Source organism: Lactobacillus sp. M0396, from assembly GCF_016101625.1.
GTDB classification, from domain to species: Bacteria; Bacillota; Bacilli; order Lactobacillales; family Lactobacillaceae; genus Lactobacillus; species Lactobacillus huangpiensis.
In genome coordinates, this window is the sequence record NZ_JACFQE010000002.1 from 253,010 (window position 1) to 274,587 (window position 21,578).

The 21,578-nt window shown below is 34.9% G+C and carries 22 protein-coding genes; 10 read left to right on the top strand and 12 right to left on the bottom strand.

The features are described from left to right. Nucleotides 1-3: 3 nt before the first annotated feature. Nucleotides 4-1,299, bottom strand: coding sequence for a PTS sugar transporter subunit IIC (locus H3T43_RS03695; RefSeq protein ID WP_198212707.1), 1,296 nt, complete (start codon nucleotides 1,297-1,299; stop codon nucleotides 4-6). A 149-nt stretch (nucleotides 1,300-1,448) separates the two neighbouring features. Between H3T43_RS03695 and H3T43_RS03700 the strand changes: the two genes are divergently transcribed. Beyond that, nucleotides 1,449-1,682, top strand: a complete 234-nt coding sequence (locus H3T43_RS03700) for a hypothetical protein (RefSeq protein WP_034978516.1) — start codon at nucleotides 1,449-1,451, stop codon at nucleotides 1,680-1,682. A gap of 68 nt (nucleotides 1,683-1,750) precedes the next feature. On the opposite strand, the gene H3T43_RS03705 is transcribed toward H3T43_RS03700, so the two are convergent. From H3T43_RS03705 to H3T43_RS03745, 9 genes are all read right to left on the bottom strand, one after another. Next, nucleotides 1,751-2,458, bottom strand: coding sequence for a DUF975 family protein (locus H3T43_RS03705; RefSeq protein ID WP_198212708.1), 708 nt, complete (start codon nucleotides 2,456-2,458; stop codon nucleotides 1,751-1,753). 158 nt (nucleotides 2,459-2,616) lie between these two features. Continuing rightward, nucleotides 2,617-2,760, bottom strand: coding sequence for a hypothetical protein (locus tag H3T43_RS03710; RefSeq protein WP_198212710.1), 144 nt, complete (start codon nucleotides 2,758-2,760; stop codon nucleotides 2,617-2,619). A 235-nt stretch (nucleotides 2,761-2,995) separates the two neighbouring features. Further along, nucleotides 2,996-3,970: a serine hydrolase gene (locus H3T43_RS03715; RefSeq protein ID WP_198212712.1), complete on the bottom strand. Its 975-nt coding sequence runs from the start codon at nucleotides 3,968-3,970 to the stop codon at nucleotides 2,996-2,998. Beyond that, nucleotides 3,970-5,277, bottom strand: coding sequence for a D-alanyl-lipoteichoic acid biosynthesis protein DltD (gene dltD, locus H3T43_RS03720; protein WP_198212714.1), 1,308 nt, complete (start codon nucleotides 5,275-5,277; stop codon nucleotides 3,970-3,972). Before dltD ends, H3T43_RS03715 begins: the two co-directional genes overlap by 1 nt. Beyond that, the gene (gene dltC, locus H3T43_RS03725; protein WP_198212716.1) at nucleotides 5,270-5,509 is read right to left on the bottom strand and encodes a D-alanine--poly(phosphoribitol) ligase subunit DltC; all 240 of its coding nucleotides are present in this window, start codon (nucleotides 5,507-5,509) and stop codon (nucleotides 5,270-5,272) included. Before dltC ends, dltD begins: the two co-directional genes overlap by 8 nt. A 28-nt stretch (nucleotides 5,510-5,537) precedes the next feature. Beyond that, complete coding sequence (dltB, locus tag H3T43_RS03730) at nucleotides 5,538-6,782, bottom strand: D-alanyl-lipoteichoic acid biosynthesis protein DltB (protein WP_198212718.1); 1,245 nt, start codon at nucleotides 6,780-6,782, stop codon at nucleotides 5,538-5,540. After that, entirely contained in the window at nucleotides 6,782-8,296 is a 1,515-nt protein-coding gene (gene dltA / locus H3T43_RS03735; RefSeq protein WP_198212720.1) for a D-alanine--poly(phosphoribitol) ligase subunit DltA, read from the bottom strand. Before dltA ends, dltB begins: the two co-directional genes overlap by 1 nt. Before the next feature lie 15 nt (nucleotides 8,297-8,311). Then, entirely contained in the window at nucleotides 8,312-8,464 is a 153-nt protein-coding gene (locus H3T43_RS03740; RefSeq protein WP_198212722.1) for a teichoic acid D-Ala incorporation-associated protein DltX, read from the bottom strand. 113 nt (nucleotides 8,465-8,577) lie between these two features. Beyond that, entirely contained in the window at nucleotides 8,578-8,895 is a 318-nt protein-coding gene (locus tag H3T43_RS03745) for a hypothetical protein (RefSeq protein WP_198212724.1), read from the bottom strand. Nucleotides 8,896-9,465: 570 nt separating this feature from the next. Between H3T43_RS03745 and cbpB the strand changes: the two genes are divergently transcribed. The 3 genes from cbpB to H3T43_RS03760 all read left to right on the top strand — a co-directional run bounded on the left by cbpB (nucleotide 9,466) and on the right by H3T43_RS03760 (nucleotide 12,808). After that, nucleotides 9,466-9,951: a cyclic-di-AMP-binding protein CbpB gene (cbpB, locus tag H3T43_RS03750; RefSeq protein WP_187154162.1), complete on the top strand. Its 486-nt coding sequence runs from the start codon at nucleotides 9,466-9,468 to the stop codon at nucleotides 9,949-9,951. Between the two features lie 278 nt (nucleotides 9,952-10,229). Then, nucleotides 10,230-10,802, top strand: coding sequence for a hypothetical protein (locus H3T43_RS03755; protein WP_198212726.1), 573 nt, complete (start codon nucleotides 10,230-10,232; stop codon nucleotides 10,800-10,802). Nucleotides 10,803-10,939: 137 nt separating this feature from the next. Next, on the top strand, nucleotides 10,940-12,808 hold the full coding sequence (locus H3T43_RS03760) for a heavy metal translocating P-type ATPase (protein ID WP_198212728.1): 1,869 nt from the start codon (nucleotides 10,940-10,942) through the stop codon (nucleotides 12,806-12,808). Nucleotides 12,809-12,882: 74 nt separating this feature from the next. On the opposite strand, the gene H3T43_RS03765 is transcribed toward H3T43_RS03760, so the two are convergent. Continuing rightward, nucleotides 12,883-13,560, bottom strand: a complete 678-nt coding sequence (locus H3T43_RS03765; RefSeq protein ID WP_034978552.1) for a CPBP family intramembrane glutamic endopeptidase — start codon at nucleotides 13,558-13,560, stop codon at nucleotides 12,883-12,885. 205 nt (nucleotides 13,561-13,765) lie between these two features. On the opposite strand from H3T43_RS03765, the gene H3T43_RS03770 reads away from it, so the two are divergent. The 6 genes from H3T43_RS03770 (at nucleotide 13,766) to H3T43_RS03795 (ending at nucleotide 19,632) form a co-directional block, all read left to right on the top strand. After that, entirely contained in the window at nucleotides 13,766-14,854 is a 1,089-nt protein-coding gene (locus H3T43_RS03770) for a YdcF family protein (protein ID WP_198212731.1), read from the top strand. A gap of 98 nt (nucleotides 14,855-14,952) precedes the next feature. Continuing rightward, nucleotides 14,953-17,298 (top strand): ABC transporter ATP-binding protein/permease, encoded by a 2,346-nt coding sequence (locus tag H3T43_RS03775; RefSeq protein WP_198212733.1) that lies wholly within the window; start codon nucleotides 14,953-14,955, stop codon nucleotides 17,296-17,298. A gap of 159 nt (nucleotides 17,299-17,457) precedes the next feature. After that, nucleotides 17,458-18,183, top strand: a complete 726-nt coding sequence (locus H3T43_RS03780) for a glucosamine-6-phosphate deaminase (protein ID WP_198212735.1) — start codon at nucleotides 17,458-17,460, stop codon at nucleotides 18,181-18,183. A 155-nt stretch (nucleotides 18,184-18,338) separates the two neighbouring features. Then, nucleotides 18,339-18,893, top strand: coding sequence for an alkaline shock response membrane anchor protein AmaP (gene amaP, locus H3T43_RS03785; RefSeq protein WP_198212737.1), 555 nt, complete (start codon nucleotides 18,339-18,341; stop codon nucleotides 18,891-18,893). A gap of 11 nt (nucleotides 18,894-18,904) precedes the next feature. Further along, entirely contained in the window at nucleotides 18,905-19,087 is a 183-nt protein-coding gene (locus H3T43_RS03790; protein WP_034978562.1) for a DUF2273 domain-containing protein, read from the top strand. A gap of 14 nt (nucleotides 19,088-19,101) precedes the next feature. Further along, nucleotides 19,102-19,632 carry an Asp23/Gls24 family envelope stress response protein gene (locus tag H3T43_RS03795; RefSeq protein ID WP_369792478.1) on the top strand — a complete coding sequence of 177 codons (531 nt, stop codon included), beginning with the start codon at nucleotides 19,102-19,104 and terminating at the stop codon, nucleotides 19,630-19,632. 245 nt (nucleotides 19,633-19,877) lie between these two features. Here the strand turns inward: H3T43_RS03795 and H3T43_RS03800 are convergent, their stop codons facing one another. Then, complete coding sequence (locus tag H3T43_RS03800) at nucleotides 19,878-21,506, bottom strand: ABC transporter ATP-binding protein (protein WP_198212739.1); 1,629 nt, start codon at nucleotides 21,504-21,506, stop codon at nucleotides 19,878-19,880. Nucleotides 21,507-21,578 lie beyond the last annotated feature (72 nt).

The following is a 21,578-nucleotide window of genomic DNA, read 5'->3' on the forward strand; positions in this document are numbered from 1 at the left end:
TGATCATTCCTTCTTCTGGTAAGCAATTCTTAGATCAATTTTTTCATTAATTTTAATTATTGGTAATAGCAAAACTATATCCAACAAAAACAGCAGTAATGTAAAAATTAACGTTGACCAGTTACCATTTGTGCCAAAAAATGAAACTAAAATTCCGGGGGTTCCTTTTAAAATTTGATAAACACTCACAGGAATAATATGTACGCTAATAGCCACAGTAGCCAATGTCATATTAATAATCGGGATCATAACACTAGGCAATACGAACACAGGATTTAAAATTAGAGGTAAACCAATTGTAAATCCCAAGTTAGAACCAAAAGCAGCTGGTAATAAATTAATTTTAGCATTTATTTCATTTTCTCTATTACCTCGCCTTATTAAAAGCAATACAATCACGGCTAAAGCAACGCTAGCACCACCCATTATCCCATAGCTGTTAATGAGTGAACTGCCCAGGTATTTATACGGCACATTCCAAGAATTACCGTGTTTTAATGTATACGTCAAATTTTCAGCAGTAAAAGCATTATTAACCGTTCCTGATAAGGAGCGCAATGGATAACCGATTCCTAACCAATCTAAAAAAGTAATCACAGCTGAAAGCAATAAAACTTCGCCAAAATTATTAGTGGTCTGAACTCGACTGACAATTTCATTAAAACTGGTGGAATTAAGGAGTTTAAGTTGTAATTCATAAATTATAATTCCTAAGAATATACCCAGTAGCAGTGAAATAGCGCTAGGCAAAACAGCATCCCCCGCCCTTTTTTGGATTATCTTTGTTCCCTCATCTTTAACGTAGGAAAAGTCTTTACCTAATAAATGAAATATTTGTCCCACACAATATCCTATAACTAAGGCTATAAAAACTGCATTAATTTGTAACAAACTGGCAGTAAACGGCATGCGAGCATTGCGGCCACTGCTGGATGCATATGAACAAAAAAGCATAATTAGAACAGCAGTTAAACCTGCCATAGTTGAATCCTTATGATAAAGCCGTGCTGTGTAACGAGCCATAAAGTAACTGGCATAGACACCAAACACCCCAAAAGTAATTTCTACCATTCCACGGCAAACAAAAGAACCACCATACCAAATATGATCAGATAATACTTTATCCAGGCTAAATATATTATAAATTAGTCCATTAGGTGTAAAAACCAAGTCATTAAAAAGTTTAAAATATGAGCCAACCACTGCAATCGGCATTAACACTGCCATGGTATGTCTTGTCGCACGAAAAAAAGAGAATTCCTGCATACGTGCTACGATATTGATAGTATATTCTTTCATTAAATCTGACCTAACCTTGATTATTGTATTTAAAATAAAATAATACTCTATTTTTCTAATGCTAGCCATTTTAATACCAACCATTATCTTTTTTATTATTAGTAATGAATAAAATGGTATAATGAAAGTGTATTTTAAGAGGCGAGAAAATGAGCAGGAAGAAAATTGAATTAACTGAAAAGGTAGCAAAGCTAACAGAAAAGTATTTAGAAGTTAACGATACTGATTTTAATGATCTGATTAATAAGGCTTTAAAGACCTACCTGATTGATCACTTAAATTCCAGTCAAGTAAAGGATGCTCTCAAAAAAACAGATGATTTTAATTCTGAATATGCTGGCAAATGGTTTCAAGAGCGTATTGAAGACTTGAACAAGTACTAAATTTTAAAATGGGTACACAAAAAAAGAGCAAGACAATGAATGTCTTGCTCTTTTAGTTATTTATCAATTTAATTTTTTAAATATCGATCACCAGCTAATCTGCGGTAAAAATTGGCTTTAGTTGTCTGTTCATAAGGAACTAGCCAAATATAACCAATGCCAAAAGTTAGTACACTCAAAAGATACCAACCAATAAAACTTAAATTTAATACAAATAGTTCCCATTTATGGCCGTCCATCAACTGACGACTTAGTGTAATTGCTGTTGTTGCATGTACCTCTTGCCTACTTGCTACCAAGTCATTAACAATATAGGGCGTCATGGCATAAGAATAAGACTTAATTAAGCCAGGGATAACTAATAATAAAGACCACAGAAATTGAAAAATATACTCACAAAGATAATTCAGAAATTCTGGTACAAACCGATCATCAGTAAAAACAGAAAAAATACCTTTAAAAAAGCCTAGTCTTTCTCCACGAGCAAAATGTAAGAAAGTAACTACCATACTCAGCATAAAAAAGCTGCCAATAAAAGTTAAACCCGTATCAGTACCTAATTGACCTGCCCAAAATGCAGGTTTAAACAGTGAATCAATTGAGCCGGTTCCCATGACATCATTTACATTATTTGTAATCTTAAGTGAATTATTTATTGCTGGCCTGGCAAAAAAGAAACCAACAAATAAGGTCATTACTAAACCAATAATAACTGCCCAGCCCCAGTTATGACGCAGTTGATTTTTCGCTTCTAGTTTTAGTTCTGCTCTGTTCATAACTTATCTCCTTATCTAGTATATATTAAATATATTTTACCCCCTAGCAATGGCAGATAGCAAAGAAAACACTAAAAAAGCCTAGTTCCATCAACATCGGAACTAAGCTCACACAGTATTTGTGCTACCACTACTGACCACATTATAGAAACTTATATTTATTCGTCTTCTTTATCCAGATTTTTATTACTAAGATTAACATAAACCAAAGAATCTTTTGCTTGATTAACTAACTTCTTGATTGTTTCTTCACTAAAATATTCCTGTGAATTATTTAAAGCTACGCTCATTATAATAGGCAAATTCATGCCAGCTATAATGTGGGTATGTTAATGTACTTAATAAATGTATTTATCATTATTTTCATGTATACAAAAAGCCTAGTTCCACCAACATCGGAACTAAGCTCACACAGTGTTTGTGCCACCATTACTGACCACATTATAGAAATTTTACATTTTCGCTACCGGAGAAAATGATTACTTCCCTATGGTGACACAACAAAATTTTAGCATGCAATTAACCAAAAAACAAGTTTCAACCAATTATATTTGCACTGTCAGCCTTACGGCCAAGTAGTTCGAGCATGATTTGATTAATTTGACTTTTTAACTGGTTAAATTCACCCTCACGTGTCTTATTAGACTGTATAATCACTAGCGTTTTAGCATTATTAGTACTGCGCATGAAGGTATAATAACCCTCTCCTGCACCATTAGCAGTTTTAGTTTTTAATTTAATATTATTATAAAAGCCGCCATTATAATAAGCAGGTGGTTCAGACTGGTAAAGCAATTTACGACTCTTTTGGGTTAACAAGTTACCAGCTAGTAAATATTGTATAACTTTGGCCAGATCATGATTAGACATTACTATTGAACCAGCCCCTAATTCATTGCGAGCTCCCCTTAAAGCTGCCTTATGCTTAACCACGTCATAGCGACCTTTGCGGTAAATCATTCCGGGCACTAAATGACTGGAAATAATTTTGCCTGGCCTTGACCACAAAAATTCTGTTTGTTTCAGCTTTAACGGCCTGATATAGGTATTGCGGAACAACCGCTCATAGCTTTGACCCGTTATTTTGCTCATAATACCACAGAGGTAAACATAATTTAGTGAACTATAATGCCACTTATTTAATAAATCAGGTTCAAAAATAGTTTTAGCTGCATCATGCTGAATATTATCAGAGTCAGAAACAAAATGCTTTCTTCCTAACTTTGCTCCTGGTTTGAGATCAAGACCTGCCGTCATGGCTAATAGATTTTTAATTTTGACTTTTTGTGCTCCAGAAATTTGCGGATAAAATTCACTTAATTTATCCTGCAGGCTTAACTTGCCTTCCTGCACGAGCCGCATAATAATTGCAGCCGTCATAGATTTCTGCACAGAATTAATTAGATAACTAGTGTCAGTGTTATTGCCTAAAGCATAGTTAAGCATTATTTTGCCATTTTTAATGACTAGAATTGAGCCCTTGATTCCTAAGGCATCAATTTGCTGGCGCACTATTTTCCTTTTAAAGATTCTTTTGAACTGCCATTTAACGGATTTTCATCTGTCAAACTAATCTGATATGGCTTTTTTTGCCACTTTCTGCTGTAAAAATAGTTATGAATATTATAATTACGTGGTAGATCACTTTGCGCCATGAATGGCTTTACTGCCTTGTCAACAGCTACCCAGCCGCGCCAGCCCAAGTGAATAGTATCTTCCATGAAATACTTTTCACCACCGCGCTTGGATAAATCGGTAACGTTATCAAAACCTTGACTAGCCAGTTGGTATTTAATCTTAGAAACGGCCTTCTGATACATTGTTTGTGACAAGCCAGTGTAATTAGACCATTTTTCATTAATCGGCGGGATAATGAATAGCACATTGGTATGCTGCTTGGCAAACTGATGCAACATCAATTCAAAATCGCTGTATTCTACCGATTTAGTATAATTAAAATGACGCTGACTATCTTTTAATTTAGCAAGTACCCTTTTATTTAAACGCCTTTTATAAAAACGATTGTTAATACCAAAATTGTTAGAATTGGTGTTAAGTGCAGCCTGCTGACTTGCTACTTGGTCTAAAGCCTTGACTGAATACGTATTCGGCAATAACTTGGCCTGCTTATTGATCCTTCTAATGCGATCACGCAGCTGGAAGGTGCTGAAAAATTTATCTTCATTGTTAAGCATGCGCCGCTGATTTTCTAAGTAAAAGCGTTGAAATCCCGTTAGCTTTTGCCCGTGGGCAATCCTTCTCATACCCAGTTTGATAACGCCCTTCACTTCAGGCATTTGCTGAAAACGTTTGGCTGCATAGCGGTTAGTCACCGTGTCTTTTTTAATACCTAAGAGAAAATTACAGGCTTGCAGCGGTGAATAATACAGCGCGAAGGCATCCGGATTTTGACCCTTTTTAGTAAACCATTGCGGTGAAACAATGACTACGGCTTTTTTGCCCTTAAGCTGTTTAGCAGTCCCCTGCATTTCCAAAAAATGTGCTAAGGATTGACTGCCTGGCCCGCCTAATAAAAATGGCCGGTAATTGCGGCGATACTTTTGCGCAATTACACTGGGATGCAATGGATCAAGCCGTGATAATTCACTTGATCCATAAAAAGGCACGTACCCATCCTTAAACGCATCCTGTTTCATTAAAGAGCACTTAAAAATAGTATTAGTTTGCGAATTAGCCGCTTGATAAATGGCATCCCTAGAAAAAGTTCGCTCCCACGGCATCAGAAAGATGACCAGCAGCAAGACAAATGCGCAAAGAACCGGGCCAAAAATATGCCACAGCCGGCGTTTGTTATTCATTTTCTAAATTTTCCACCTTTGCCACAATTTTATTGGGCGTATCCCATTCATTTCTGTCAAATTCAGAAACTGGTACATCTATTTGGAACTTTTCCTGTAAATTTAACAACATTTGGACACTGGCCATTGAATCCATTAGACCGTTGGCAAAAATATTTTCATCCATTCTCTCTGTTAAATCTTCACCGGTTAAATCTTGTAAAATTGCTAAAACTTCTTTTTTGGTATCCATGTTAAAACTCCTTAAATAAAATTATTGCCTATTGCCAGCCAAACCAAAGCTGGCTGAGAAAACCTGAAAAAATCAGGAAACTAAAACACACTACATTAAAAGTTACAAAAATTGCCAGCCATTTTGTGTATTTATTCGATGGCAGCTTATCTTTGTGCTTCTTTTTGAACCGCAACCAGCAATCATTGATGATGATGGCAAAAGCATGGAACAAGCCATAAACAATATAATACCAGGTCAGCCCATGCCAGAAACCCATCACCAAGAACAAGAGCAGGTATGCTGCCTGCGACAGCCTGACTGGGTTTTTAAACAGCTTTTTCTTCATTGCAAAGAAGGTAAAACGCATGTAGATGTAGTCCCGAAACCAGAAAGACAAGGTCATATGCCAACGGTTCCAGAATTCTTTGATGTTTTGCGAAATAAACGGCTTGTTAAAGTTCATTGGGGTGTGAATACCCATAAAGTAGGAAATCGACACGGCAAATAAAGAATAGCCCGCAAAGTCAAAGAATAAATACATGCTGTAGCAGTACATATAAGCTACTACCCACCAGGATAGTTTTAAGCCGCCATTTGCTGTACCTGTAATTAAAGCAGCTCGGGTGATTCGGGGCAGCCAATAGGTACCAAAGAACCAGCCAAGAACAAATTTATATAAGAAGCCTTGAAACAGATAACGTGTTGCCAGCTCTAAATCGTTTAGATACTGATCACGCTTTGGCACCGTGTCGCATTCTTTGGCAAATCTGCGGTAACGATCAATTGGTCCCGAAGAAATGGTCGGAAAGAATAAAAGAAAGCGAAGATAGGTTCCCAAGTTAAGTTCTTTAATAGCGCCATCGCGTACTTCCATCACGACCTGAACTGTCTTAAAGGTCAGATAAGAAATCCCCAGAAAAGCCAAAACTCCAGGAATTTTAGCTTGCGGAAAAGCAGTCTGTACTTTAACCAAAACCAGGGGCACGATTGTTAAAATTACAGCTAAGTAGAAAACCCAGGTTCTATTTGGACTGTTCTTGCGGCGGCGATAATAAAGATAGCCATAAGTGACCAGCAACTGAAACAAAATATAGATGATTAAACTAACGCCCTGTTGCCATTTTTCACCATCAAAAATGAGAAACAAGAAAATTAATGAGAATACAACCTCATAGATTTTTAAGCGATGACCCCAATACAGCCCAATGATAATAGGTATTAAGCCAATCATCAGATACACGAAATAATGCGGATTGGAATATGGCTGCAAGTTAATGAAATTAGCGTTCACTACTCGTTGACCTCCTTAATGACAGCCTTAATATCAACTTTACCATTTTGCGAGACCGGCAATGTTTCACGGTAAACATAACGCTGTGGAATCATGTATGGCATCAGTTCTTTAGCTAAATCTGCTCTGATCATCTTAGTAATCTCTGCTTCAGAATATTGCTCTTTTACCCCATCTTTGAGTTTAATTTCGGCAACAATTTGCTTAACCGTATGATCCTGATTATATTTTGGTGCAGCTACGCCGTGATCAACCAGCTTGTTCATTCCAATATAGTGGTTGATTTCTTCCAATTCTATACGATAGCCATTAAACTTGATCTGAAAATCAATTCTGCCGCGGTAAAAGAGCATATCTTGGTCAAAGAAGCCTTCATCACCTGAGCGGTGGCTCATATATTGGTCACCCGGTTTTTTAAAGAATGCTTTAGCTGTTTTTTCGGGGTTATTCATATAGCCCTTAGAAGTGCTTGGCCCAGAAATAATAATTTCGCCTTCATCAGGCTGGTCACCTTTAGATTTATCAATAATAATTTTGGTATCTGCTTTAGCCTTGCCAATTGGGAGACGATCATATTTCCTTAAAACAGCATCAGTAATTTCTACCTGAGTGACTGCAACTGTAGTTTCAGTCGGTCCATAAGTATTAAAAACTCGCGCCTGGGGGAATTTCTTTTTTAGCATTACTACTTCATTGTGCGGCAATTCTTCACCACAGAACATAAAGTGAGTTAAATCTGGATGATTGGCAGCAGTAAAAGTTTTATCTAAAAAACACATCTGCGCAAATGACGGCGTTGATACCCAGACATTAAATTGCAGCTTAGGCAAAGTCTGAAACAACTGAGCAAAATTTTGCGTAACTTCATGCGGCAGAGCCACCAATTTACCTGCCCCGACTAAAGCAGGATAAAGACTCATGACTGAGAGATCAAATGAGTATGGTGCTTGGGATAAAAATGAAGGATGTTCCGGCAGATCAAAGTCCACCATTTCCCAATTGACGAAACTGAGCAAGTTATTATGACTAATTTGCACGCCTTTAGGTTTACCACTTGTGCCTGAAGTAAAAATAACGTAAAAATTGTCGTCACCCTGTACATAGATGGCAGGATCAGATTCAAAATCTCCTTTTTCTACATCAGCAGGACGCACTACTTTAATAGCTGGCAAATCAATTTTCGGCAGTTCATCAATTGCTAAAATTGCTTCAGCATGAGAAACTTCCTGAATCATAACAATTCTTTCAGCATTTGAATAGCTGGCGATAGGAATATATGCATGTCCAGACTTAACACAACCAAGAAAACTGGCAATCATTTCAAAATCCTGCCCGCCCCAAATCATCACTGGACTCTTAGGAGAAAGATTCAAACTTACAATCTTATGAGCCCATTCATCTGAACGTTTTTTTAGATCACTATACGTATTAGTTTTACCTAAATAGTCATATGCAATACGTTCAGGCTCTGCCTGAGCAACTTCATCAATTTTTTCAATTATATTTTCAATCATATTAGTGTACCAGCTTTAAAATTCATTGTAGATAAAGTGAACAGATGTTAACCCACTATACTGATACAAATAAATCAGTACCATTAAAATGATGCAATAGATAATTGTCGTCAAAACAAACTTTCCAACACATTTAGTACGTGAATCAGTTTTTTCTTTTTTAGCCATAATTCATATCTTTCTCAATATTAATAAAATATTCTATCAAATATAGTACTACTAAAGATTTGTAACTAAAAAAATCCTCTCAAACTTTTACCAAATTTAAATATTTTTCCTTATTACTCGTTATTCAACTTACGACAATCGTTATAAGCAAAACAAAGCGGAATTAGAATTATAAATGAGCCAAAAAGTATAATAAGCATTAACAAGATAAAAATGTTTGTTGGTTTTAGCCAGCGTTCACTTTGGGCAGTTGTCAAGATATAAACAGCAAATAAGACTGTAAAAATAAGTTCCCCTAAAAGCGTGTATCCTAAAGCACCTTGACTAAACATCTGATACAACCAAAGCCAAGCAGATGCCGGCAACAAACAAAGCCAACCAGAAAAACGTAGCCAAAAAATGATCTTTTTACGATAATCTTGTTTTCCCATTTTTCTCCTTAAAATTTCAATTCTTTTTTTAACTAAAGTAAAACTAATTATAACAAGGAGTTTTGCAACAAACAATTTTGTAGTTACTTAAAATTTGCATTTTGAGATTTTCGTCATACTTTTTTCACATTTTATAGTTATACTATAATTGTGATATAGGAAAGATATTCATTTTTCTTATATCACACTCAACTTTTTGTTTTTCATTCATACTCCTCCAAGTATAATAATGAAAAAACCGAAATGACTTTACAGGTCATTTTCATATCTATCCCTTTCGACTCACGTGCGTTACGTGAGTTTTTCTATGGTCTTAAACTGTTCTAAAGAAATTCTTTACCCTTTTATAAGAGATTTTCTAACTTAACTTCATATTTTAGAGATATTATTTTTTTATGTAGTAAGCGAAAGCAATACTTACTACATACTCCCACTTTTTTATTTCATTCATTCTTACTCCTTCAAAGTAGATGAAAACTAACAGGCTCGCAGATCTTGCGGGCCTTTTTTCTTTGTTATAGGATTAAATTTGAACAATTATTATTTTTTATTATGAAAGGTTCATATTTAATGTTTTCACCCACAATCAAACACTTACTGGAAGAAAAATCAGGTTCTTTCATTATCCCTGCCTCTCGCATCGCTTTTGTTGAAGACGACAATCCTTTATATCACGCATTTATGATTCTGACGCGTGTAAAATATTCAAAAATTCCAGTTCTTGACCGCCAAAGCCGTGTTGTTGGCTTACTGAGCTTAGCAATGATCACAGATAAAATGATGGAAACTGATAGGATTTCACTTGAACCTTTAAATAAATTATTAGTTCGTGATGTTATGCAAACCAAATTTGATAAAATCAACTTTGTTCAGACTACCTTGGAAACTCAACTTCATTTGTTAGTTGACAATGCTTTTTTGCCTGTGGTTGATGACGATGGTGTTTTCCAAGGACTATTAACCAGACGTGAATGGATTAAAGCTTTTAATTACATTTCTCATAATTTTGAGAAAGAATATAAGGTGATCCCAATTACCAAAGATAAGCTGTTATAAAATATACTTAAAATTTATTTTTGTTTATTCCTTTTTAGTGTACTTTATTACAAATTAAGTTATAATAATCATTAATAGGGAGATACCGGTACTTTTATTTGGTAATCCAGCTATTTGGTTAATACAATGTTAAAAATTGATTTCAATTTTATATTTATTATATATAAATATTTATTAATTATAATCATTTTGCTTTTAAAATTAAATAGCGCTTTGCTGAATTAGTTAACAAGAATCAATAGATACTCCTTAAATAATCAGAAAAGAAGAACACTATTATGGCAAGTAAAACAATTTCTGCGCATTTGACATTTTTGATACGCGCAATTATAAAAAATTGGACTTACCCAAATGATCAAGAGCTTTCACTTGAAGAGAAATCTGAATTGGTGTCCCAACTAAAGGGGCTGGCACAAAACCCAAATAATATGGAAGAAGCGACTAAAATCACTGATGCGTTCTATAAAGACAAAGTTACAAAACGTTTTAAATCAATGGATTCCAATTTTTCCTGGATTTTTATAATATTGCAGCATGAATTGGTATCAGCTACTCGTTTGCATGCCCTTCTTCTTGATTTGGCTCACGAAGAACATTTTTCAGAAAAAGGAATTGCAAAAATTAACCATTATTTTGCAGAAACTGATGACCATGGTGACAATGACAACTTTATTACAATGTCATCTACAGATATAATTGATTCTTTAGGAAGGACTAAAATTTTTCATATTCAACCCTCTAAGGATGAAAATGATTTCCCTGAAATTAAAAATTCTAAATTTACGTCTAAAGCTAAGCCGGTAAAAACCGAAACTCAGTTCAACAAGATTATTAAACTAAAAGATCACTAAGTTAAAGAAGGTAAAAATTACCCTCTTTTTTTTATATTAATTTGCATCTAATTTAGACTTATTCTAAATAAAATTGAGTATTTAGTGTTAAAATAGAAAACATAATAATTAGTTTAACTTACGGGAGGCTACTATTAATGAGTTTTAAACGCCAATGGAAATTTATTCTTGTATTAGCAATTGGGATAATAGGTCTTTTTTGCCAATTCGGCTTAAAGACCAAAAGTCTTTTTCAAATAGGAAACTTGCAGTTCCCTATTCAGGCAGTATTAATCGATATTGTGGGTATCATGATGGCAATTTCCTTACTTGCCGAAATTGCCAGTGATTTTAAATCAGGACGCTATGGCGTTGATATTTTAGCTGTTATCGCAGTTGTTTCCACTATATTGATTGGTGACATTTGGGCTGAATGGATGATTTTAGTCATGATGACTGGTGGCCAAACATTAGAAGACTATGCTACTGGACAAGCAGATAAAGAATTACGCTCTCTTTTAAGCAATTCACCTACTATTGCCAACAAAATTGTGAACAATGAACTCGTTTCTGTTGACGTTGAACAACTAAAAATTGGAGATCACGTTTTAATCAAACCAGGTGAACAAGTTCCAGTTGATGGTAAAGTAGTTAGTGGTGAATCAAGTTTTGACCAGTCATCATTAACAGGAGAATCTGTGCCGGTTGCTAAAAAAACTGGTGATGAATTAATGTCTGGTTCGATTAATGGCAGCGTGGCAGTAGAAATGGCTGTCACTAAAAAAGCGAGTGATTCTGAATATCAGACAATTGTTTCACTTGTCGAATCATCGCAGGCAAAACCGGCCAAGTTTGTAAAAATGGCTGACCGCTACGCTGTCCCATTTACCATTATTTCCCTGGTAATAGGAATCGCTGCCTGGATCCATTCGGGCAATCCGGTCAACTTTGCAGAAGTCATGGTTGTAGCTTCACCTTGTCCATTACTAATTGCCGCACCAGTTGCACTGGTATCCGGCATGAGTTCCATGTCCAAGCATCATATTATAGTTAAGTCCGGTCCCACTTTAGAGAAACTAGCTACAGCAAAAACTTTTGCTTTCGATAAAACAGGTACTTTAACTGAAAATCAGTTGGTAATTGATGAAATAATACCTGCCAATAATAGTAGTTATAGTCCAGAAACCCTGCAAAGTTACGCTACCAGTGTTGAACAACAATCTAGTCATATTATTGCTAATTCACTGGTTAATGTAGCTGATAAGAACCTTTTAAAACCGGCAACAAATATCAAAGAATCAACTGGTCAAGGTATTAGCGGCATCGTTGAGGGACATTTAGTTAAAGTTGGCAAGCTGGATTATGTTAAACCACAAGAAAAAGCTGCAACAGTCAATGCTACTGCAGTTTATATTTCAATTGACGATAAGTATGCCGGTTATATTACATTTAAAGATCAAGTTCGTCCTGAAAGTGCTGAGACAATAGCACGTTTGAAACGTCAAAGTGGTGCACACATTATGATGTTGACAGGAGACCACAAAGATGTGGCTGATAAAATTGGCCAAACAGTTGGAGTGCATGATATACGCTATAGTTTGTTGCCCGCTGAAAAGATTGCTGCAATTAAAAATGTGCCTCAAGATCAGAGACCAGTAGTTATGACTGGTGACGGCATTAATGACGCCCCTAGTTTGTCAGCTGCTGATGTTGGCATAGCCATGGGAGCAAAAGGTGCTTCTGCTGCTAGTGAAAGTGCAGATGCAATTATCATGGTAAACGACTTATCCAAAATCAATGATGCCGTAGCAATTTCTAAACACACTATGAAAGTTGCCAATATAGATGTGTTAACTGCTATCACCATCGTAGTTATCATCGAGCTAATTGCATTTACTGGTATTATCCCTGCATTTTGGGGAGCAATTTTGCAGGAAGTGGTTGATATGATTTCTATTAGCTTGGCTCTTTTAGCAAAAACTACTCCTAAAAATCCAGAACAAACAGGAATTAGCACTACAAATTAACTTTCAAAAATATTCTTACATTAAAAAAGCCTGATAAACTGCATAGCCTATTAAGCATCAGTTTACCAGGCTTTTTATACGAATCCTAATGCATTAAAAATCATATGAGATAAAATTGAATAGCGCAGATCTCTGGTACTTGTGTAAACCCAGGCTAATACACAGCCTAATGCCCAATAAACCAGTATATATTTAGTAAGTCCAGGATCATGTACATATCCAAAGATAAGTCCACTGAAAAGAATACCTAACCATTTATTTAAATTCGTATTTTTGTAAAAGAAAGTGTTAAAGAAAAAGCCCCGAAAAATAAATTCTTCAAATACTGGGCCTATAAATATTACCATCACTGGAAAAAAGTTTCCTGCCTGATGAGAAAATTGATCTAAAAGATTCTGATTAGTTGAAGTTTGATCCGAATTAAAACCCAGTGCCAACTGTATAGTCGCACTAACTATAATCAACATTATTACGCCTAAAAGGGAAAGTAATATCTTCTTAAACTGCCAATGTGGTCTGCTATTATAATTACGTTCATTTCTATGTCTTAATTGCAAGCGGTATAAATAAAGCACTATTAATAAAGCTATTGTTGTAATTATCATCGTTAGCAGGATAAAAGAGACATTTCCTAAATGCAGTTCTCTTCTTAACCTGTGAGGGTAAAAATAAAATTGTTGCACTACGCTATAAATTATAAAAGAGGCTATTATTGTAATTACATTCCCCAAAAAATAGAAAAAATTTTTCATTCATTTCACTCTTTTCAAACTATAAGTAAAAGCAACTTCGACCGTTTTGCACAATGTCATCTTAACTTTAAAAATTTAATTTCAATTATGATGATAAGCTATTTCCTGGGAAATAACTTTATTATTCTATCATATTTTAATTTACTATGACTTTTTATTCATCTTTATTATAATAGACTTAGCTTTAAACCTAAGGTAGGATACTATGATTAGAATTTTTGAAGTATTAAATCAAAACCGTTCATTTATAATTCTTTCACTTATTATGCTTGCAACTTTTGCAGTTTTTTTATTTTCTTGGCTAAAAGAACCCAGAAGATTGCTTAATGGCATTCTTTTTACTATTTTTTTATTGGCATTTGGCGTTTGGCTGACCGTAATGATTCTATCTACCAGTTTGAGACCTCTCATTCTGACATACGAAATTCTGATAGTGTTATTTGTAGCAACAATTACTTTGTTAGCAGCTTTTTCATGGCTATTTTTTCTATGGAATGCTTATATCGTATGGAAACGTGAAAGTCATACCCTATCAAACTTATTAACTCTTTTTATTGGTATTGGAATTATTGTTGTTTGGTTAGTTGCACTAGTTGGACCTTTTAGAAATTTGCCCTCTTGGGTTAGAATTTTGCTATATGCGCCAACAGCTATATTAGACTACCTTCTTTTTGTAGCATACAACTTTTTAGTTAATTTAACCTTTTACCAAATTGTTCCTAGACAATATAACCAAGACTATTTAATCGTTTTAGGAGCGGGGCTGTCTCACGGTGAACAAGTCACCCCACTTTTAGCCAGTCGAATTAATCGTGCTATTGAATATGCTCAAAAGCAAGTCACTAAAGGACGGAAAATGCCTAAATTTATTATGTCTGGTGGTAAAGGTGGAGATGAAAAAGTTTCTGAAGCTCAAGCAATGACAGAATATGCAATAGCTCGCGGTATAGAACCAAAAGACATTTTATTAGAAGATAATTCCAAAAATACATACCAAAATATGAAATTTTCAGCCGAAGTAGCTGCAAAAGATTTCGGCAGTAAAGATTACAAGGCAAAATTCTTTAGTAACAATTATCATATTTTTAGGGCTTCTCTCTATGCAAAAGCAGCTGGTCTAAAAGCAAATGGTGTAGGATGCTATACACGTCTTTACTTTCTACCTAACGCAATTGTGCGTGAATTTGCTGCAGTTTTACTGCTTAAAAAGAAACGACATATAGTCGCCATATTTTTAATCATTCTTTTCTTCGCTATTTATGCTCTATTTGATTTTACTGGTATCATCCACTAAATAATTCAAAGATAATGACCATCATATTTTGGCGTTACTCTTGCATAAATGTTAAACTATCTCTTATTAATTAATTATTAAAAGAAAGAGAAAAAGACATGCTACAATTAAAAGATTTACGCAAATCATACCATGTCGGTGATACGGTTACTCATGCACTTGACGATGTTTCTATATCATTTCGTAACCAAGAATTTGTTGCAATTTTAGGCCCCAGTGGTTCTGGTAAAACTACGTTATTAAATGTTGTCGGCGGACTTGATCGCTATGATAGCGGTGATCTCATTATTAATGGCAAATCTACTAAGAATTTTAAGGAAACTGACTGGGATGCATATCGGAATAATTCTGTCGGCTTTGTTTTTCAAAATTATAACTTAATCTCACACTTGTCAATTATTGCCAATGTTGAATTAGGAATGAATTTATCCGGAGTTTCTGCGTCAGAACGACACAAAAGAGCAGTAGATGCTTTAACTCAAGTCGGTTTGAAAGAACATATTTCTAAAAATCCTAACCAATTATCCGGTGGTCAAATGCAACGTGTAGCTATTGCCCGGGCTTTAGCTAATAATCCCGATATTTTACTTTGCGACGAGCCTACCGGCGCTCTTGATACTGAAACCTCTGAGCAGATTATGAAGTTAATTAAAGAGCTATCAAAAGATCGCTTGGTAGTTATGGTTACGCACAATCCCAAGTTAGCTCAGGAATATGCGACCAGAATAGTTAACTTTCAAGATGGAAAAATTTTAAATGATTCCAATCCTTTTATTCCGGAAGAAGAAAAAGATACTTTTAAATTAAAGCGTACAAAAATGTCATATTGGAATGCTATCAAATTAAGCTTTACCAATATTATGACTAAAAAGGGCAGAACGACTTTAACTGCTTTTGCTTCAAGTATCGGTATTATTTCTATTGCCATCGTTTTAGCGTTATCCAATGGCTTTCAAAAACAAATTGATACGACTATGAGTAAAGCACTAGCTAAATATCCCGTGACCATCAATCAAACTGCTACTGACGCCAGCAGCGTTGCAGACCGGAACGAATCTGAAAAGAACGTTAAAAACCGGGGTTATTTAACCGTTGAAAAAGACAAGATGCAGGAATCCACTCATCAAAATAAGATTAATCAAAAATATGTTAATTACGTCAAAAAAATAAATCCCAATTATGCTAACAATATTTCCTATCAGCGTGGGATTAACCTGAATTTGCTCACTCGCAGCAAAAATAAAATTAAGCGTGTCCAATTTTCTCCTATTTCAGCTAATTCAGATAGCTCTCAGGCAGCTGCACAAATGCGAATGCAAGCAATTAGTGCCACCGGCTTAGGCTCATCAGTGTTTCCTACTACATTTAATTCCAGTAAAAGCAATTTCCTTAAAGAAAATTATCAACTTTTGTCTGGTGCATGGCCGCATAAGGCTACAGATTTGGTTTTAGTAACAGATAACGAAAACAAATTAAACATTAATATTATTAAAAACTTAGGTTTGAAAGCCAAAGCTGGTGAGAAGTTAAATTATCAAAAATTTGTTGGGAAGAAATTTAAAGTTGTCGACAACGATGACTATTACCAAAAATTGCCAACAGGGATGTTTATTCCTCAAAAAATCAGTAATTCTATGTATGACAATAGCAAAACCCAAATGCAAATTGTAGGCGTCATTAGACCAAAAGATGAGAATTCTATGGCACTCCTGTCTTCAGGAATTGCATACAGCGATCAGCTAACTCAAAACATTATCAAGAAAAATAAAAAATCAGAAATAGTACGAGCCCAGAAGAAGGCAAAACAAAATGTAATGACCGGACAAGATATGAATGCTCGAGAAAAGAAACAGATGCTGCAAACAATTGGTGGCTCAACCATTCCAACGAGTATTATGATTTATCCTAACGATTTTGATTCTAAAGATAAAGTGCTTGATTATTTAGATAAATGGAATCGTGGTAAAAAAAGAAAGAATAAAATCATTTATACTGACATGTCTAGTGCCGTTACTTCAATGACTGGTGGGTTACTTAACGGGATTACTACCGTATTGGTTGCATTTGCTGCTATTTCGTTAGTAACTTCAATGATCATGATCGGCATTTTAACTTATACTTCTGTCCTTGAAAGAACGAAAGAAATTGGTATTTTAAAGGCTTTAGGCGCCCGTAAAAAAGATATCACCAGAGTGTTTGATGCTGAAACATTCATTCTAGGTGTCTTTGCTGGAGTTTTGGGAGTAGTCGTAGCCTGGCTGCTAGTCTTCCCTATTAACAGTCTTTTATACTCCATCACAGATTTAGCTAACGTCGCCCAACTTAATCCAGTACATGCTTTGATATTAGTCATTATTTCAACGGTTTTGACAATGCTTGGCGGACACCTGCCAGCACGTATGGCTGCTAAAAAAGATGCTGCTATTGCTTTAAGAAGCGAATAAAACAATCTTAAAAAGTTCAATTAAAGTTACATGTGAAACAAACATTAGTTGAACTTTTTTAATTGCCAAAAACAATGCCTGCTATTATTATCAAGTTTATTGACAAATTGGCATATACCAATTTATAATTGAGATAACAATTATGGAGGGGCAAATAAAATGAAAGTTATTATCTCAAGTGACAAGACTAACGGCAGTAAAAAAGGTTTTGAAATATTTAAGAATAGTATTAACAGTGGCAGTAAAGTTATTGGATTAGCAACTGGATCAACTCCTGTGACTCTCTACCAGGAGTGGACTAAGAGCAATCTAGACAATAGTAGCTTAATTAGTATTAACCTTGATGAATATGTAGGTTTAACTCCTGATAATGATCAAAGCTATCACTATTTTATGCAAAAAAATCTGTTTGATAAAAAGCCATTCAAGCATTCATATATTCCTGATGGTATTAAAGCTATTAAAGATCCAGAAGGAACTTCTGCTGACTATAATAAAATTATCGCTGAAAATCCGATTGATATTCAGCTATTAGGCTTAGGCCAAAATGGCCACATTGCGTTTAACGAACCAGGTACATCATTTGATTCTGTTACACACGAAGTACAATTAACAGAGAATACTATTAAAGCCAACTCTCGTTTCTTTAATAATATTGACGAAGTACCTAAATCAGCAATTTGCATGGGTATTGCAAATATTATGTCTGCCAAAGAAATCGTCATTATGGCTTTTGGTGATAATAAAGCTGAAGCTGTTCAAAAGATGGTTGAAGGTTCAGTAACTGAAGAAGTCCCAGCTTCAATCTTGCAAAAGCATAAAAATGTAACTCTTATTGTTGATCAAGCTGCAGCAAGCAAGTTAAGTACAAATTACAACAATTAATTAACTCAAATTATATTAAAAAAGCGGTGCATTAAAGCATCGCTTTTTTGTGTACTATTTCGCATGCTGTTATTGTATACATATGGTGCATATTGTTAGTCTGTTAAAATAATCCGTATTATTATTAAGGTGAACCATGAGAGGATGGTGATAAGTTGAAAAGGAGTAAAAAATGGCTATTGGTATTATGCATGTTGTTACTGCTACCTTTGCCTTGTTACTTAATATGGGAAACCAGTAGTTTTTGGCAAAAATATTTAAAGATTAAATTACCGCATTTAGGTTCTCTTAATCCTATATTTGCCTGGTATTTAATTGGTATCAGTATAATTGTTTTTATAATACTAATTGTTAGTTTAATTGTCATCCTATTCTGGCCAGTCCAGAGAAACTTTAATTTAATTCATAAACGTGATGGTCAAGTTAAGGTTACTTCAAAAGCCATTAATAGCTATGTAATGAATTCACTTGCTGACTTGCCTTATTTAAATAATGCAAAAGTTAGTTCTAAACTTACGAAACACCGGATTAAAATTAAAATTGGCGGAGATCTTGGTCCAGGTGAAAACATTGCTGCCCTACTTGATGATTACCTTGAAGAATTAAAAAAGAACCTGAAGCAGTTGCTAGGAATTGAACAAAAACCAAAAATTAAAATCAAGTTTATCAATTATCACAAAGGAGATAAACCTGAAAAGCGCGTTCAATGAAGGAGGTCAAAATGAAAGAAGAATATAAAAAATACCTCCCAGAAATAAGCGGTGCTGTAATTGGTGTGTTACTGGCATTTTGCTTTTTGGTACTGGGATTTTTTAAAACTATTTTTGTAATCGTGATGTTAGTCTGTGGCTTTTTAGTTGGACATTACTGGCCGGTATTCAAAAAAATGTTACAGAATAAATAATATATATAAGGAGTATATGCAATATGGTACAATCAAGTTCAAATCAAGGTAGTTCAAAACCAGAAGTTAAAGGTGACTTAAAATACGATTCAAAAGTAATTCAAAAAATTGTTGGCATTGCTTTATCAGATATTAAAGGTTTGTTAACTGTTAACGGTGGCTTTTTCTCAAATATCGCTGATAAAATTGTCAACAGCGATGATGTCACTTCAGGTGTAAATGTTGAAGTTGGTAAAAAACAAGTAGCTGTTGACATTGAAATAGTTGCAGAATATGGCGTTGATATTACTAAGCTATACGATCAAATAAAGCAAAAAATTCAAGAAAAAGTTAAAGAAATGACCGGTCTTGATACTGTTGAAGTTAACGTCACAGTAGTTGATATTAAAACTAAAGAGCAACACGAAAAAGATTCTGTCAGCTTACAAGACCGCATCACTGGAGCTGCTCAGGACACAAAGGAAAAAATTACCGATCAAAAAGACAAAGTTCAAGATAAAGCCGAAGAAAAGAAAAAGGAATCTAAAGAATCTAGAGTTAAATAGTATTTTCAATCTCAATCGACAAATTTATGTGGCAGATTCTAGAAAAAGATCATAATACTTACACAAAAAAGGCAAACCTCAATTTTGATGGTTTCCCTTTTTTTATTTATCCTGAATTTTAGGTAAACCTAATTATCTGTTTGATTTGTTTTCATTAACCATACTTATTAGTAGGTGTTTTTACCAATCTCGAAAATAGGCTTCACCAGCTTATTTAATTGGTTGTTAAAAGATGTATTATTCTATCATCCCAATTCAATCACTTGATCAAATTGCTTTTTGATTTCCGGTCGCAAGTGATGAGAAATGTAGACTAAAGTGATGCTGTCCAAATCAAGCAGACTTTGTTCAATTTTCTGGCCATCTTTTTCATCTATTGCTGAAGTAATTTCATCGGCTAAGATAACTTGCGGATTATTAAGTAACTGTCGTGCAAGCGCAATTCGTTGCTTTTGACCACCTGAAATATTATTACCAGCATGTTTTAAAACAGTGTCAAGACCGTTGGCACTGTCAGCAACAAACTCTTCGAGACCGGCACGCGTAATTGCAGCATTAACTTCTTTGTCAGTTGTCTCCCGATCTAAAGTGATGTTATAACGCAGGCTGCCGTCAAAAATATAGGCAGACTGGTCAATGTAAGCAATCTGCTTGTGCAGCGAACTAAAATTAAGTTCGCTGTATTCATCATTATCCCAAGTCAGCGAACCTTGATAGCCTGTTAACAAACCACCAATTAATTTTACAAGGGTTGATTTGCCACAACCAGACGGACCAACAATGGCCACTCTTTCCCCTTGCTTAATGCTGCCGGCAACATTCGTTAAAATAGGTCTGTCATTATTGGGATAGCTGAATGAAAGATTGCTAAATGCAATTTGCTGGGTCAAAGGAGCAACATTCTTATCCCCAGTTTTTTCCTGTTTATTAGCCAATTTATTATATTTGTCAAAAATAGGCTGAACTGCCCGAATTGAAGTTAGATCAATACTGATTTCTGTCAAGCTGCCAAAGACATTCCCGGACATTGAACCAACAATTAAAATAGCACCAATTGGAACCTGATTGTGAAAGGCCAGATATCCGGATTCAACAGTTAAAATAGTTTGAGCAGATACACTAATCAGGTTAATCAGTGCATTAGAAAAGGACATTTCTGTAATGTAATTAACCCGAGCCTGTCCGGTCTTATCTGATACCGCAAGAACTATTTTATTGAGCAATTTTTGCTGACCAAGCGTGAGCAGGTTGACAAAGCCCTCAAGAACATCGGTTATTTTTGACGTTAATACCTCATTTTGCTTGCTTTGTTTTTGTGATAATTCCTCCAGCTTTTTCTTAAAAAGACGGGGAAATAAAATCATAATAACAGCAAAAACCAAAGTGGTTACAAATAAGAGTGGATGGTAAAAAAACAGGATGACACTGGCAATAATGCCTAGGAGTGCGCTACTAAATGTTTGCTCTAAACTGAAAAAGCCATCTTGATTAATTTGGTTTATATCGTTAGTAAACCAGGAAACATAATCAGCTTCCGTGTGTTTGTTAAAGCCTTCATACTCTTGACGGCCAATTATATGGGCTAATGCGCTCCTAATGGAATTATCGACAGCCTTGATGATTACAGCGGAATACCGTGAACTACAAAAAAAGAAAATCAGAAAAAAGCCCCAGCTAAGCAAGTTTAAACCTGTATCAACAATAAAGCCGTTTAAATTATGCTGAGTCAAAGCAGTAAGTGCATTACCTTTAAAAATGCTGGCAGCAATTTGTGCTAAATTCCGGCCAAAATAGAAAATGGCCAGAATTACATACATGCCTGAATTACGTTTAATGTAGGCCCAAAGCGAAAATTTTGTTATAGTATCGTCCATGATTTACTTCCTGTCAAAACATCTATTTTTAGAGCTAATACTAAAATGACATATCTTCCTGAGAGAAACAGT

Excerpts from the sequence above, each read along its gene's own strand:
- H3T43_RS03695 (WP_198212707.1), bottom strand. The coding sequence starts at position 1,299 with ATGAAAGAATATACTATCAATATCGTAGCACGTATGCAGGAATTCTCT.
- H3T43_RS03700 (WP_034978516.1), top strand. The coding sequence starts at position 1,449 with ATGAGCAGGAAGAAAATTGAATTAACTGAAAAGGTAGCAAAGCTAACA.
- H3T43_RS03705 (WP_198212708.1), bottom strand. The coding sequence starts at position 2,458 with ATGAACAGAGCAGAACTAAAACTAGAAGCGAAAAATCAACTGCGTCAT.
- dltD (WP_198212714.1), bottom strand. The coding sequence starts at position 5,277 with ATGAATAACAAACGCCGGCTGTGGCATATTTTTGGCCCGGTTCTTTGC.
- dltC (WP_198212716.1), bottom strand. The coding sequence starts at position 5,509 with ATGGATACCAAAAAAGAAGTTTTAGCAATTTTACAAGATTTAACCGGT.
- dltA (WP_198212720.1), bottom strand. The coding sequence starts at position 8,296 with ATGATTGAAAATATAATTGAAAAAATTGATGAAGTTGCTCAGGCAGAG.
- H3T43_RS03740 (WP_198212722.1), bottom strand. The coding sequence starts at position 8,464 with ATGGCTAAAAAAGAAAAAACTGATTCACGTACTAAATGTGTTGGAAAG.
- H3T43_RS03745 (WP_198212724.1), bottom strand. The coding sequence starts at position 8,895 with ATGGGAAAACAAGATTATCGTAAAAAGATCATTTTTTGGCTACGTTTT.
- cbpB (WP_187154162.1), top strand. The coding sequence starts at position 9,466 with ATGTTTTCACCCACAATCAAACACTTACTGGAAGAAAAATCAGGTTCT.
- H3T43_RS03755 (WP_198212726.1), top strand. The coding sequence starts at position 10,230 with ATGGCAAGTAAAACAATTTCTGCGCATTTGACATTTTTGATACGCGCA.
- H3T43_RS03760 (WP_198212728.1), top strand. The coding sequence starts at position 10,940 with ATGAGTTTTAAACGCCAATGGAAATTTATTCTTGTATTAGCAATTGGG.
- H3T43_RS03765 (WP_034978552.1), bottom strand. The coding sequence starts at position 13,560 with ATGAAAAATTTTTTCTATTTTTTGGGGAATGTAATTACAATAATAGCC.
- H3T43_RS03770 (WP_198212731.1), top strand. The coding sequence starts at position 13,766 with ATGATTAGAATTTTTGAAGTATTAAATCAAAACCGTTCATTTATAATT.
- H3T43_RS03775 (WP_198212733.1), top strand. The coding sequence starts at position 14,953 with ATGCTACAATTAAAAGATTTACGCAAATCATACCATGTCGGTGATACG.
- H3T43_RS03780 (WP_198212735.1), top strand. The coding sequence starts at position 17,458 with ATGAAAGTTATTATCTCAAGTGACAAGACTAACGGCAGTAAAAAAGGT.
- H3T43_RS03790 (WP_034978562.1), top strand. The coding sequence starts at position 18,905 with ATGAAAGAAGAATATAAAAAATACCTCCCAGAAATAAGCGGTGCTGTA.
- H3T43_RS03800 (WP_198212739.1), bottom strand. The coding sequence starts at position 21,506 with ATGGACGATACTATAACAAAATTTTCGCTTTGGGCCTACATTAAACGT.